Source organism: Citrobacter sp. BIDMC107, assembly GCF_001037575.1.
In the GTDB taxonomy this organism is placed as follows: domain Bacteria; phylum Pseudomonadota; class Gammaproteobacteria; order Enterobacterales; family Enterobacteriaceae; genus Citrobacter; species Citrobacter freundii.
The window spans coordinates 1,206,599-1,220,662 of record NZ_KQ089848.1 but is presented as its reverse complement, the minus strand read 5'-3'; the positions used below and the strand labels follow the sequence as shown (position 1 = coordinate 1,220,662).

The following is a 14,064-nucleotide window of genomic DNA, read 5'->3' as shown; positions in this document are numbered from 1 at the left end:
TCTTAGTGCATCATCATGTTGTAGTTAAGGTTCCACATAATCCAGATGGAGCCCACAACCAGGATGGCGATGATTAGCACAGTAAAGACAAAGGCCGTCATGTTCCAACCTTCATCAGATTTACTATTCATGTGCAGGAAGCACACCAGGTGCACCAGAATCTGTACCACTGCCATTGCCAGAATAGTTCCCAGAATGACGGCCGGAGAGGCAGAACCTGTCATCACCATCCAGAACGGAATAACCGTCAGGATGATCGACAGGATAAAACCTGTCATGTAGGTTTTTACGCTGCCATGGGATGCGCCGCCGCTCTCGTTAGCATGACTCATTACATCGCCCCCATCAGATAAACAACAGTGAACACACAGATCCATACCACATCCAGGAAGTGCCAGAACAGGCTCAGGCACATGATGCGGGTACGGTTAGTACTGGTCAGGCCGCGACGAGCGACTTGCACCATCAGAACCGCCATCCAGATAAGACCGGAGGTGACGTGCAGACCGTGCGTGCCGACCAGCGCGAAGAACGCAGACAGGAAACCGCTACGATCCGGGCCCATGCCGTTAACAATCAGGTGATGGAATTCATAGAGTTCCATCCCGATGAATCCGGCACCGAACAAGAAGGTCAACGCCAGCCAGGAGATAACCTGGCTCTTGTTGTTCTTGTACATGGCAATCGCTGCCATGCCGTAAGTAATGGAGCTGAATAACAGCAGGAATGTCTCAACCAGAACGAACGGCAGTTCAAAAATGTCCTTACCTGTCGGGCCACCTGCGGTGCCGTTCACCAGAACGGCATAGGTTGCAAACAGAATAGAGAACAGAATGCAGTCGCTCATCAGGTAGATCCAGAATCCGAAGATTTTGGTCTGGCCTGCATCGTGGTGCCCGTGTTCGTGCGCGTGGGCAGTCGCGTGCGTTAAAGTATCAGTTGCCATTTTTCAGCCCTGCCTTAGTAATCTCATCGAAATGCTGGTTTTCCAGTTTTTCGACTTCCGGGACCGGCACGTAGTAATCCACGTCTTCATCAAAGCTTTTCACAATCCAGCTGATGATCATGCCTGCGAAGCTTGCAATCGCCAGCCACCAGATATGCCAGATCATGGCGAAACCAAACAGTGTTGCGAAGGCGGTAATGACGATACCGGCACCGCTGTTCTTCGGCATATGAATTTCTTCATAGTGCGCAGGCTGCTTGTACGCTTCACCTTTTTCTTTCATTTCCCAGAAGGCATCACGCTCGTGAACGTGCGGCACAACGGCAAAGTTATAGAACGGAGGCGGGGAAGATGTTGCCCACTCCAGCGTACGACCACCCCATGGGTCACCGGTCAGGTCACGGTTCTGCTCGCGGTCGCGAATAGAAACGTAGATCTGAATCAGCTGGCACAGGATACCCAATGCAATCAGCGCGGCACCGCAGGCGGCAACGACCAGCATCGGATGGAACTGTGGGTCAATCTGCTGGCTGAGACGACGGGTCATACCCATGAAGCCCAGCACGTACAGCGGCATAAATGCCACGAAGAAGCCGATGATCCAGAACCAGAATGCGCGTTTACCCCAGGTTTCGTTCAGCGTGAAGCCAAACGCTTTTGGCCACCAGTAGGTCATACCTGCGAAGCAGCCAAATACGACGCCGCCGATAATAACGTTATGGAAGTGCGCAATCAGGAACAGACTGTTGTGCAGTACGAAGTCTGCGCCCGGAACCGCCAACAGTACGCCGGTCATGCCGCCGACTGAGAAGGTCACGATAAAGCCAATCGTCCACAGCATCGCTGAGTGGAATACGATACGGCCCTGATACATGGTGAACAGCCAGTTGAAGATCTTCACCCCAGTCGGGATGGCGATAATCATGGTGGTAATACCGAAGAAGGCGTTTACGTTAGCGCCTGCACCCATGGTGAAGAAGTGGTGCAGCCAAACAACGAACGACAGAACGGTGATACACACGGTTGCCCACACCAGCGAGGTGTAACCAAACAGACGTTTACGTGAGAAGGTTGCCGCGATTTCGGAGAACACCCCGAAGACCGGCAGAACCAGGATGTACACTTCCGGATGGCCCCAGGCCCAAATCAGGTTGATGTACATCATCATGTTGCCGCCCATATCGTTGGTAAAGAAATGGGTACCCAGATAGCGATCCAGGGTCAGCAACGCGACGGTAACCGTCAGGATTGGGAAAGAAGCGATAATCAGGATGTTCGCGCACAGAGACGCCCAGCTGAATACCGGCATCTTGAACATGGTCATTCCTGGCGCACGCATCTTAATGATGGTCACAAAGAAGTTGATACCGGTCAGGGTTGTACCAATACCGGACAACTGGACTGCCCATATCCAATAATCGACCCCGACGCTTGGACTGTACTCTATTCCCGAAAGTGGTGGATACGCCAGCCAACCGGTCTGTGCGAATTCACCTACGCCCAGAGACAGGTTAACCAGGATTACGCCGACAACGGTGAACCAGAAGCTCAGGTTGTTCAGGAACGGGAATGCAACGTCACGTGCACCGATCTGCAGTGGAACCACCAGGTTCATCAGACCGATAACAAATGGCATTGCCACGAAGAAGATCATAATCACGCCGTGAGCCGTGAAGATCTGATCATAGTGGTGAGGTGGCAAGAAGCCCGCTTCACCTGCAGAAGCCAGCGCTTGCTGACTACGCATCATGATGGCGTCGGCAAAGCCACGAATCAACATGACGATTGCAACAATGACATACATGATGCCAAGGCGTTTGTGGTCAACCGAAGTCAGCCACTCTTTCCACAGGTAGGTCCACTTACCGAAGTAAGTGATTAGGCCCAGTAAGGCCGCACCACCGATGATAATGGCAGCGATCGTAACCATGACAATGGGTTCATGGAACGGCACTGCATCCAGCGTCAATTTTCCGAACATCGTATTCTTCCTCGGCCCCTTAGTGAGCGGATTCCGCGTGGCTCATGTCCATGCCTTCCATGCCTTCGTGTGCGTTGTGCTCACCTTCGGGTTGGGTCATGTCCATGCTCTTACCGTGAGCCATAAATTTGTTAATAACATCTTTAAACAAATCGGGTTTCACGTTGGAGAAGTATTCCACCTGGTTGTATTCGCTTGGCACAGCCACTTTCTCGAACGCAGCCATGTCGCTCATGGTGTTCGTGGACTGTTTAGCTTTAGCAACCCATTGGTCGAATTCGGCGCGGTCCTTTGTTGCGATAGCCTTGAACTTCATACCGGAGAAGCCTGGTCCGCTATAGCTTGCGGAGATACCATCATAAGTACCGACTTCGTTGGCGATCAGATGCAGTCGAGTCTGCATACCGGCCATGGCATAAATCTGGCTACCCAGACGCGGGATAAAGAAGGAGTTCATCACGGAGTTGGATGTCACTTTGAACTCAACCGGAGTATTCGCCGGGAAGGCGATTTCATTCACGGTAGCGATACCCTGTTCCGGATAGATGAAGAACCATTTCCAGTCCATGGAAACCACTTCGATGGTAATGGGCTTCTCGTCATGCGCCAGCGGTTTGCTTGGCTCAAGAGCGTGAGTGGTTTTCCAGGTCAGAACGGCAAGGAAAATGATGATTAAGATCGGCACCGTCCAGACCACAGCTTCCACTTTATTGGAGTGTGACCAGTTCGGGCTGTACTTCGCATCTTTATTGCTTGCACGATACTTCCAGGCAAAACCAACAGCCATCAAGATGGCAGGAATAACGACAATCAACATCAGGCCAAATGCCGTCAGTATCAGTGAACGTTGTTCCAGTCCAATCTGTCCTTTAGGGTCAAGCAGCGCAGAATTACAGCCACTGAGTAACGCAGTGCCTGCAATTAATGACAACCATCCCAAACTTTTATTGTATTTCCTGAGTCTCATTTAACGACCTCAATTCCACGGGACCGGGTGGCGTTTAAAGTGTGAGGGCATTTTACGGGAAGGTTACATTACTGTAAACATCCTTGGATCTGTGTTACTGGGTTCTGCCGTGCATGTCACATATGTTGCAATATATGTCGCTTTGACTTTAAGAACCTGTTGCAACATCACGTTATAACGAAAGCAGGCAGGTGGGGGACAGGCTGAGGGCAATTGGTATAACCAATACGAAAATAAAACAATTGTTTAACAATTGATTATCAATAAAAAGACAATTTGGGAACAAAAAATAAATCTGTAGTGGCTGAATCGAGTAAGGAAAATAAAATATATAAAAGGCGTCAATAATTTCCAAATTCTTTGGCGCACAAAATAACAAATATTATTTTTATCAATTGTTGTTTATTTAGCCGTTATAATTACGCAAGGTGATTACAACGGCTTATTAATACGGTTTTTTACGCCAGACGGTTTTTGCGCAGAGCCAGATAATCCAACAATCCGCCAAAAATCACCCCGCAGACCGCGACCGCCACCGAGACTTCAAGCAGTTCCGGCAGGAAGGAGAAGTTGGTGTAATCCAGCGCATTCATGGTTAACAGCAGCAGCCAAGCCAGCAGCAGGCAGCAGCCCACTACCAACGTCATTAATGCCAGACTGTACGCTCCACGAAATTCCGTACGCGGAATAAAGCTTTCATTTTGCCAGCTATGTTCCAGGGTCTGGCGACATACCAGCAGCAGTATGAGGCCGGGGATCGCTGCAAACACGGAGAACAGATAAAATGTCGGCCAGCCGTGTGCTTCGACAAACCAACCTGCTACCGGGCCAACATAAACGCGACCAACGGCTGAAAGCGCGGAGAGCAGGGCGAACTGGGTCGCTGAGAAGGACTTATTGCACAGCGTCATTAATAAAGCGACAAACGCCGCCGTGCCCATTCCGCCACACAGGTTTTCAAAGAAGACGGCGGCCGCCATACTGAACATGTGTTTGTCAGTGATGGACAATAGCCAGTAGCCTGCATTTGACGCCCCTTGCAGAATGCCAAATATCAGCAATGCGCGGAACAGCGAAAGGCGCTGCATCAGGATCCCGCCGTACAATGCACCAACGATGGTTGCCAGAAGCCCGAGCGTTTTATTCACCACACCAACCTCACCCGCATCAAATCCAACGCCGCGGATCAAAAAGGTGGTGGTCAGGCTCATGGCGAAGGCATCCCCGAGCTTATACAGCACAATAAGCAGCAGGATAAGCCAGGCGTTGTTACGACCAAAGAAGTCGCGCAGCGGAGCCGCAACCGCCTGTTCCAGCGTTTTAGGTACCGGAATGGTATCAGTCGGTTCAGGTGCTAACAGGGTGGCGATGATACAAGGAATCAACAGCGCTGCCATCAGCCAGTACATCCCTTGCCAGCCCAGCCAGCGATCGGCCATCCACAGGGCCAGTCCGCCTGAAACCAGCATCCCTAATCGATAGCCCAGCACGCTGATAGCAGCGCCGGTGCCGCGCTCTTCTGCGGGCAACACGTCGGTTTTCCAGGCATCAAAGACGATATCCTGCGAGGCCGAGCAAAAAGCGATCACCACTGCGAGTGCGGCCATCCAGCGTAACTGTGTGCCAGGCTCCAGAAAGCCCATCGCGGCGATAGAAATTAACAACAGCACCTGGGTCGCCAGCAGCCAGCCGCGACGTCGACCTAAAAACGGTGGCGTGTAACGGTCCATCAACGGGGACCAGAGAAACTTAAATACGTAGGCCTGACCTACCAGGGAAAAGAAACCGATGGTTTTAAGATCGATATTCTCGACCGTCATCCACGCCTGAAGCGTACCGGAGGTGAGTGCGAGCGGTAAACCGGAGGCGAACCCCAGAATAAGCAGGATAGCTGAGCGTGGTTGCTGAAAAATACGTAAGTAATGACTGGACATGGGCTTCTATAGGCCCGACGAACGCCGGGCCATATGGGCAGAAATTAACGAGCGTTCTGCTTGATGAAATCGTGAACGCTGGTGTCCTGAGACATATCAGCGATGGTGTCGGTCAGCACGCTGTTAACGGCGTCAGCGATATTTTTGTTAGAGGCCTGCAGTGCGCCTTCAACAGAATAGCTTGCGCGGTAGTTTTTGGTCATCTTGTTGCCGTTAGCAGCGGTCGCAATGATGGCGATATCTGCTTTGGTGGCAATGTTATAGCGCACGCTACCCTGAGACACGTCAGCGTACAGCTGGCTAACAATGATTTGCAGGTTTACAGCGCCGTTTGGTCCAATCATATAACCGCGTGCGGTCATCTGTTTTTCCAGTACTTCTTGCAGCAGGAAGCGCAGATCGCGGGACGCAGTCAGCGTAACCAGTTGGTTGTCGCGGGTGACTTTTGCCAGCGCTTGATCCTGACGCTGGTCGGCACCGTTGATGCTAACGGTCACGCCCATCAGGCTTGGGTCCTGCTGTGGCAGGGTAATTTTCGGGGAGACTTCAATAGTGGTCGGCGGCGTTGCGCATCCAGCTAACATGAACATCGCGACTAACGGGAAGAGGATTTTTTTAAACATGCCAGGGCTCTCAGCGAATCTAAATTGTATGGTTGGAGAAAATTCCCGCCATCATAACATCGCCAACGATGAGGGGAAGTGGGTAACGCATGTAAATTCATTGTGTTGTCCGTTTTATGGCTTTGTGGAGACCATAAACGGACTTTTTGCAATAAATCGAAGTGAGGATTCAGTGAACTTCATCCGTTTGGCTGAGAAAATCAGACAAGCGCTAATTTTTTGTTGCTAAGGTGTAATGAAAACGGTAAAAGCGGCTAGTATTTAAAGGGATGGGTGACATCTCAGCGTTGTCGGAGGAAAATTTCATGATGATTCGTGAGCAAATAGAAGAAAAATTAAGGGCAGCGTTCGAACCCGTGTTCCTCGAAGTTGTGGATGAAAGCTATCGTCACAATGTCCCGGCTGGTTCTGAAAGCCACTTTAAGGTTGTGCTGGTTAGCGATCGCTTTACAGGTGAACGTTTTCTTAATCGTCATCGGATGATTTACAGCACGTTAACGGCGGAGCTTTCCACAACCGTTCATGCTCTTGCCCTGCATACCTACACCATTAAGGAGTGGGAAGCGTTGCAGGATACGATTTTTGCATCGCCTCCGTGTCGTGGGGCGGGAAGCATCGCGTAAAACGGATTTGCAACAACCGACGCTTTTCCAGTATGTTGCTACAGATTATGTGAAAACGGCCTGCGGGCCGTTTTGTTTTGTCTGAATTCTGGGGCAGTCGTACAGTATTCAGACAAAAATTAGCCGGGAATTGTGAAAAAAGCCGCAGCAACGCGCGATAACCGTTCTCGACTCATAAAAGTGATGCCGCTATAATGCGCGTCTTATTTTTCGGAATGTCTTCGGGATGATTCTGACGACAGGGAATGTGATTGCTTATGAGAACATCCCAGTTCCGCGAAGCCAACAACCTGTGCTTGCGGAGAAGAGTTGACCGAGCACTGTGATTTTTTGAGGTAACAAGATGCAAGTTTCAGTTGAAACCACTCAAGGCCTTGGCCGCCGTGTAACGATTACTATCGCTGCTGACAGCATCGAGACCGCTGTGAAAAGCGAGCTGGTCAACGTAGCGAAGAAAGTGCGTATTGACGGTTTCCGCAAAGGAAAAGTACCGATGAATGTTGTTGCTCAGCGTTATGGCGCATCTGTTCGCCAGGACGTTCTGGGCGACCTGATGAGCCGCAACTTCGTTGACGCGATCATCAAAGAAAAAATCAATCCGGCTGGCGCACCGAACTACGTTCCGGGCGAATACAAACTGGGTGAAGATTTTACTTACGCGGTAGAGTTCGAAGTTTACCCGGAAGTTGAGCTGACTGGTCTGGAAGCAATCGAAGTTGAAAAACCGGTTGTTGAAGTCACCGACGCTGACGTTGACGTGATGCTGGATACCCTGCGTAAGCAGCAGGCTACCTGGAAAGACAAAGACGGCGCTGCTGATGCAGAAGACCGTGTAACCATCGACTTCACCGGTTCTGTAGACGGCGAAGAGTTCGAAGGCGGCAAAGCGTCTGACTTCGTACTGGCGATGGGTCAGGGTCGTATGATCCCAGGCTTTGAAGAAGGCGTTAAAGGCCACAAAGCTGGCGAAGAGTTCACTATCGACGTGACTTTCCCGGAAGAGTACCACGCTGAAAACCTGAAAGGTAAAGCCGCTAAGTTCGTTATCAACCTGAAGAAAGTTGAAGAACGCGAACTGCCGGAACTGACTGAAGAATTCATCAAACGTTTCGGCGTTGAAGATGGTTCCGTAGCAGGTCTGCGCGCTGAAGTACGCAAAAACATGGAACGCGAGCTGAAAGGCGCTGTGCGTAACCGCGTTAAGTCTCAGGCGATCGAAGGTCTGGTAAAAGCTAACGACATCGACGTTCCGGCTGCGCTGATCGACAGCGAAATCGACGTTCTGCGTCGTCAGGCTGCACAGCGTTTCGGCGGCAACGAGAAACAAGCTCTGGAACTGCCGCGTGAACTGTTCGAAGAACAGGCTAAGCGTCGCGTAGTTGTTGGTCTGCTGCTGGGCGAAGTGATTCGCACCAACGAACTGAAAGCTGACGAAGATCGCGTTAAAGGCCTGATCGAAGAGATGGCTTCTGCTTACGAAGATCCGAAAGAAGTGGTTGAGTTCTACAGCAAAAATAAAGAGCTGATGGACAACATGCGTAACGTCGCTCTGGAAGAGCAGGCTGTTGAAGCCGTTCTGGCGAAAGCGAAAGTGACTGAAAAAGCCACTTCCTTCAACGAGCTGATGAACCAGCAGGCGTAATTCGTCGCTTTTTTAGCTCGAATTTCGTACGCAAGCCCGTCACCTTTTGGTGGCGGGTTTTTTTTTGTCACGCATTTTGCATGGGAAGAGTGCGAAAACAGCGTTTCAGTGTTAGCGTTACAACAAAAGATTGTTATGCTTGAATTATGGCGATGTCGTACCCATTACTGAGGGACTAGCTGATAATCCGTCCATAAGGTTACAATCAGCACAGCAGGTTTTTTCAAATTTTATCCAGGAGACGGAAATGTCATACAGCGGCGAACGAGATAACTTTGCACCCCATATGGCGCTGGTGCCGATGGTCATTGAACAGACCTCACGTGGTGAGCGCTCTTTTGATATCTATTCTCGTCTACTTAAGGAACGCGTCATTTTTCTGACCGGCCAGGTCGAAGACCATATGGCTAACCTGATCGTGGCGCAGATGCTGTTCCTGGAAGCAGAAAACCCAGAAAAAGATATCTACCTGTACATCAACTCCCCTGGTGGAGTGATCACTGCCGGGATGTCTATCTATGACACCATGCAGTTTATTAAGCCGGACGTCAGCACCATTTGTATGGGCCAGGCGGCCTCAATGGGGGCGTTCCTGCTGACCGCCGGGGCGAAAGGCAAACGTTTTTGCCTGCCTAACTCTCGCGTCATGATCCACCAGCCTCTGGGCGGTTACCAGGGCCAGGCAACGGATATTGAAATTCATGCCCGTGAAATCCTGAAGGTAAAAGGGCGCATGAACGAACTTATGGCGCATCATACGGGTCAATCTCTTGAGCAGATTGAACGTGATACCGAGCGCGATCGCTTCCTCTCCGCTTCTGAAGCGGTAGAGTACGGTCTGGTCGACTCGATTTTGACCCATCGTAATTAATGCCCAGTGCGCAGGTGTGCCGCTATAATTACCTGGAGCGGCACAACGCTGACTAGCGTCTTGCGCCTGAGAATGGCATTTGCGTCGTCGTGTGCGGCACAAAGAACAAAGAAGAGGTTTTGACCCATGACAGATAAACGCAAAGATGGCTCGGGCAAATTGTTGTACTGCTCTTTTTGCGGCAAAAGCCAGCATGAAGTGCGTAAGCTGATTGCCGGACCATCCGTGTATATCTGCGACGAATGTGTTGATTTATGTAACGACATCATTCGCGAAGAGATTAAGGAAGTAGCACCGCACCGTGAACGCAGTGCGCTGCCGACGCCACATGAAATTCGCAACCACCTGGACGATTACGTTATCGGTCAGGAGCAGGCGAAGAAAGTGCTGGCGGTCGCGGTATACAACCATTACAAACGTCTGCGCAACGGCGACACCAGCAATGGGGTTGAGTTGGGCAAAAGTAACATCCTGCTGATTGGTCCGACGGGTTCCGGTAAAACGCTGCTGGCTGAAACGCTGGCGCGCCTGCTGGACGTTCCGTTCACTATGGCCGACGCCACCACGCTGACCGAAGCCGGTTATGTGGGTGAAGATGTTGAAAATATTATTCAGAAACTGTTGCAGAAGTGCGATTACGACGTGCAGAAAGCACAGCGTGGGATCGTCTATATCGATGAAATCGACAAGATTTCTCGTAAGTCTGACAACCCGTCCATTACCCGTGACGTTTCCGGCGAAGGCGTACAGCAGGCGCTGTTGAAACTGATCGAAGGTACGGTTGCCGCCGTTCCGCCGCAGGGTGGTCGTAAACATCCTCAGCAGGAATTCCTGCAGGTTGATACCTCCAAGATCCTGTTTATCTGCGGTGGTGCATTTGCCGGTCTGGATAAAGTGATTGCTAACCGTGTTGAAACTGGCTCCGGCATTGGTTTTGGCGCAACGGTAAAAGCGCAGTCTGATAAAGCCAGCGAAGGTGAACTGCTGTCGCAGGTCGAACCGGAAGATCTGATCAAATTTGGTCTGATCCCTGAGTTCATCGGTCGTCTGCCGGTTGTGGCAACCCTGAGCGAACTGAGTGAAGAAGCGCTGATTCAGATCCTCAAAGAGCCGAAAAATGCCCTGACCAAGCAGTACCAGGCGTTGTTCAATCTTGAAGGTGTTGATCTGGAGTTCCGTGAGGAAGCGCTGGATGCGATCGCCAAGAAAGCGATGGCGCGTAAAACCGGTGCCCGTGGTCTGCGTTCTATCGTCGAAGCCGCGCTGCTCGACACCATGTACGATCTGCCTTCTATGGAAGACGTCGAAAAAGTGGTGATCGACGAGTCGGTGATTGGCGGCCAGAGCAAGCCATTGCTGATTTACGGTAAGCCGGAAGCACAACAGGCATCTGGCGAATAATTCATCAATTCATACAGACATTTAATTAAAAAGGGGGGATTTTATCTCCCCTTTTATTTTTCCGTAAACATGGCGTTGAATGTGTGGGAAACATCCCCATATACTGACATACATGTTAAAGGTGGTGTGAAGCACAGTCGTACCACCTGATTACCTGGCGGAAACTAAACTAAGAGAGAGCTCTATGAATCCTGAGCGTTCTGAACGCATTGAAATCCCCGTATTGCCGTTGCGCGATGTGGTGGTTTATCCGCACATGGTCATACCCTTATTTGTAGGGCGGGAAAAATCTATCCGTTGTCTGGAAGCGGCTATGGACCATGATAAAAAAATCATGCTGGTCGCACAGAAAGAAGCGTCAACGGATGAGCCGGGTGTAAACGATCTTTTCACCGTCGGGACCGTGGCCTCTATTCTGCAGATGCTGAAACTGCCTGACGGCACCGTAAAAGTGCTGGTCGAGGGGTTACAGCGCGCGCGTATTTCAGCGCTGTCTGACAACGGCGAGCATTTCTCTGCGAAAGCAGAGTACCTTGACTCGCCTGCTATTGATGAGCGCGAACAGGAAGTGCTGGTGCGTACTGCTATCAGCCAGTTCGAAGGCTACATCAAGCTGAACAAGAAAATCCCACCAGAAGTGCTGACGTCGCTGAACAGCATCGACGATCCTGCACGTCTGGCGGACACCATCGCAGCGCACATGCCGCTGAAGCTGGCTGACAAACAGTCCGTGCTGGAGATGTCCGACGTTAACGAACGTCTGGAATATCTGATGGCGATGATGGAGTCTGAAATCGATCTGCTGCAGGTTGAGAAACGCATTCGCAACCGCGTGAAAAAGCAGATGGAAAAATCCCAGCGTGAGTACTATCTGAACGAGCAGATGAAAGCTATTCAGAAAGAGCTCGGCGAGATGGACGATGCGCCGGACGAAAACGAAGCGCTGAAGCGTAAGATCGACGCGGCGAAAATGCCGAAAGAGGCAAAAGAGAAAGCGGAAGCGGAACTGCAGAAGCTGAAAATGATGTCTCCGATGTCGGCGGAAGCGACCGTAGTGCGTGGCTACATCGACTGGATGGTTCAGGTACCGTGGAATGCGCGTAGCAAGGTCAAAAAAGACCTGCGTCAGGCGCAGGAAATCCTCGATACCGACCATTACGGTCTGGAACGCGTCAAAGATCGTATCCTTGAGTATCTCGCGGTCCAAAGCCGTGTGAATAAAATCAAGGGGCCGATCCTGTGTCTGGTTGGGCCGCCTGGGGTAGGTAAAACTTCTCTGGGGCAGTCCATCGCCAAGGCGACCGGGCGTAAATACATCCGTATGGCGCTGGGCGGCGTGCGTGATGAGGCTGAAATTCGCGGTCACCGCCGGACCTATATCGGTTCTATGCCGGGTAAACTGATCCAGAAAATGGCTAAAGTGGGTGTTAAAAACCCGCTGTTCCTGCTTGATGAGATCGACAAAATGTCTTCCGACATGCGTGGCGATCCGGCTTCCGCACTGCTTGAGGTGCTGGATCCAGAGCAGAACGTGGCGTTCAGCGATCACTACCTGGAAGTGGACTACGATCTCAGCGACGTGATGTTCGTTGCGACCTCTAACTCCATGAATATTCCGGCGCCGTTGCTGGATCGTATGGAAGTGATCCGTCTGTCCGGTTATACCGAAGACGAGAAGCTGAATATTGCAAAACGTCACCTGTTGCCGAAACAGATTGAGCGTAACGCGCTGAAAAAAGGTGAGCTGACGGTCGACGATAGCGCCATTGTAGGCATTATTCGTTACTACACCCGTGAAGCGGGCGTGCGTAGTCTGGAGCGAGAAATCTCCAAACTGTGCCGTAAAGCGGTGAAACAGCTGTTGCTCGACAAGTCGCTGAAACATATCGAGATCAATGGCGATAATCTGCACGACTATCTGGGCGTACAGCGCTTTGATTATGGCCGCGCGGACAACGAAAACCGCGTTGGTCAGGTAACCGGCCTGGCGTGGACGGAAGTGGGCGGCGATCTGTTGACCATCGAAACCGCCTGCGTACCGGGTAAAGGTAAACTGACCTACACCGGTTCTCTGGGTGAAGTCATGCAGGAATCTATTCAGGCTGCACTGACCGTGGTACGTGCGCGTGCGGAAAAACTGGGTATTAATCCGGACTTTTACGAAAAACGCGACATTCACGTTCACGTACCTGAAGGAGCGACGCCGAAAGATGGCCCAAGTGCGGGTATTGCCATGTGTACCGCGCTGGTTTCTTGTCTTACCGGTAACCCGGTTCGCGCCGACGTGGCGATGACCGGCGAGATCACCCTGCGTGGTCAGGTTCTGCCAATCGGTGGTTTGAAAGAAAAACTGCTGGCGGCACACCGTGGCGGTATTAAAACGGTCTTAATTCCTGATGAGAACAAACGTGACCTGGAAGAGATTCCGGATAACGTAATTGCCGATCTGGACATCCATCCGGTGAAACGCATTGAGGAAGTTCTGGCTCTTGCGTTGCAAAATGAACCCTCTGGAATGCAGGTTGTGACGGCAAAATAGTGACCTCGCGCAAAGAGCATTAATAAAAACAGGGCTGGCAGGCCATTTCGGGCTTGCCAGCCTTTTTTTGTATAGCTAATTTAGATGACGGATTAGGCTTGCCATCATTAACGGGTGTTGTAAGGGCATGGCAGGCCTGATATAACTGCTGCGCGGTCGCACTTTGAAGGATTCAGGTGCGATATAAATTATAAAGAGGAAGAGAAGAGTGAATAAATCTCAACTGATCGACAAAATTGCTGCAGGGGCTGATATCTCTAAAGCTGCGGCTGGACGTGCGTTAGATGCAATTATTGCTTCTGTTACCGAATCTCTGAAAGAAGGTGATGACGTAGCGCTGGTAGGTTTTGGTACTTTTGCCGTTAAAGAGCGTGCTGCCCGTACTGGTCGCAACCCGCAAACAGGTAAAGAGATCACCATTGCCGCGGCTAAAGTACCGGGCTTCCGTGCAGGTAAAGCACTGAAAGACGCGGTAAACTAAGTGATTTCCCCTTTGGGGATGTGACGAAGTACAAGGGCGCATCGACTGATGTGCCT

12 protein-coding genes are annotated in these 14,064 nt (G+C 51.1%); 6 read left to right on the top strand and 6 right to left on the bottom strand.

All coding sequences use genetic code 11. The features are described from left to right. Positions 1-2 precede the first annotated feature (2 nt). The 6 genes from SK39_RS05775 to SK39_RS05750 form a co-directional block, all read right to left on the bottom strand. Positions 3-332 carry a cytochrome o ubiquinol oxidase subunit IV gene (locus tag SK39_RS05775; protein ID WP_003021607.1) on the bottom strand — a complete coding sequence of 110 codons (330 nt, stop codon included), beginning with the start codon at positions 330-332 and terminating at the stop codon, positions 3-5. Continuing rightward, positions 332-946 (bottom strand): cytochrome o ubiquinol oxidase subunit III, encoded by a 615-nt coding sequence (locus SK39_RS05770; protein ID WP_003021608.1) that lies wholly within the window; start codon positions 944-946, stop codon positions 332-334. The genes SK39_RS05775 and SK39_RS05770 overlap by 1 nt, the downstream gene beginning before the upstream one ends. Then, positions 936-2,927 carry a cytochrome o ubiquinol oxidase subunit I gene (gene cyoB, locus SK39_RS05765; RefSeq protein ID WP_003021610.1) on the bottom strand — a complete coding sequence of 664 codons (1,992 nt, stop codon included), beginning with the start codon at positions 2,925-2,927 and terminating at the stop codon, positions 936-938. The genes SK39_RS05770 and cyoB overlap by 11 nt, the downstream gene beginning before the upstream one ends. 19 nt (positions 2,928-2,946) lie before the next feature. Further along, positions 2,947-3,894 carry a cytochrome o ubiquinol oxidase subunit II gene (cyoA, locus tag SK39_RS05760; protein ID WP_003021613.1) on the bottom strand — a complete coding sequence of 316 codons (948 nt, stop codon included), beginning with the start codon at positions 3,892-3,894 and terminating at the stop codon, positions 2,947-2,949. Between the two features lie 458 nt (positions 3,895-4,352). Further along, positions 4,353-5,828 carry a muropeptide MFS transporter AmpG gene (gene ampG / locus SK39_RS05755; RefSeq protein ID WP_016149701.1) on the bottom strand — a complete coding sequence of 492 codons (1,476 nt, stop codon included), beginning with the start codon at positions 5,826-5,828 and terminating at the stop codon, positions 4,353-4,355. A 44-nt stretch (positions 5,829-5,872) separates the two neighbouring features. Continuing rightward, on the bottom strand, positions 5,873-6,451 hold the full coding sequence (locus SK39_RS05750) for a lipoprotein (protein ID WP_003021617.1): 579 nt from the start codon (positions 6,449-6,451) through the stop codon (positions 5,873-5,875). 305 nt (positions 6,452-6,756) lie between these two features. Here SK39_RS05750 and bolA point away from each other — a divergent pair, with 305 nt between their 5' ends. From bolA to hupB, 6 genes are all read left to right on the top strand, one after another. Further along, a complete protein-coding gene (gene bolA / locus SK39_RS05745; RefSeq protein ID WP_003021619.1) occupies positions 6,757-7,074 on the top strand; it encodes a transcriptional regulator BolA in 318 nt (105 codons plus the stop codon). A 343-nt stretch (positions 7,075-7,417) separates the two neighbouring features. Continuing rightward, on the top strand, positions 7,418-8,716 hold the full coding sequence (tig, locus tag SK39_RS05740) for a trigger factor (protein ID WP_003021622.1): 1,299 nt from the start codon (positions 7,418-7,420) through the stop codon (positions 8,714-8,716). 247 nt (positions 8,717-8,963) lie between these two features. Continuing rightward, positions 8,964-9,587: an ATP-dependent Clp endopeptidase proteolytic subunit ClpP gene (clpP, locus tag SK39_RS05735; protein WP_003021624.1), complete on the top strand. Its 624-nt coding sequence runs from the start codon at positions 8,964-8,966 to the stop codon at positions 9,585-9,587. 126 nt (positions 9,588-9,713) lie between these two features. Continuing rightward, entirely contained in the window at positions 9,714-10,988 is a 1,275-nt protein-coding gene (clpX, locus tag SK39_RS05730; RefSeq protein ID WP_003831013.1) for an ATP-dependent protease ATP-binding subunit ClpX, read from the top strand. Positions 10,989-11,172: 184 nt separating this feature from the next. Further along, the gene (lon, locus tag SK39_RS05725; protein ID WP_003021627.1) at positions 11,173-13,527 is read left to right on the top strand and encodes an endopeptidase La; all 2,355 of its coding nucleotides are present in this window, start codon (positions 11,173-11,175) and stop codon (positions 13,525-13,527) included. 190 nt (positions 13,528-13,717) lie between these two features. Beyond that, positions 13,718-14,008, top strand: coding sequence for a nucleoid-associated protein HU-beta (gene hupB, locus SK39_RS05720; protein ID WP_219352570.1), 291 nt, complete (start codon positions 13,718-13,720; stop codon positions 14,006-14,008). The last annotated feature ends 56 nt before the right edge of the window (positions 14,009-14,064 follow it).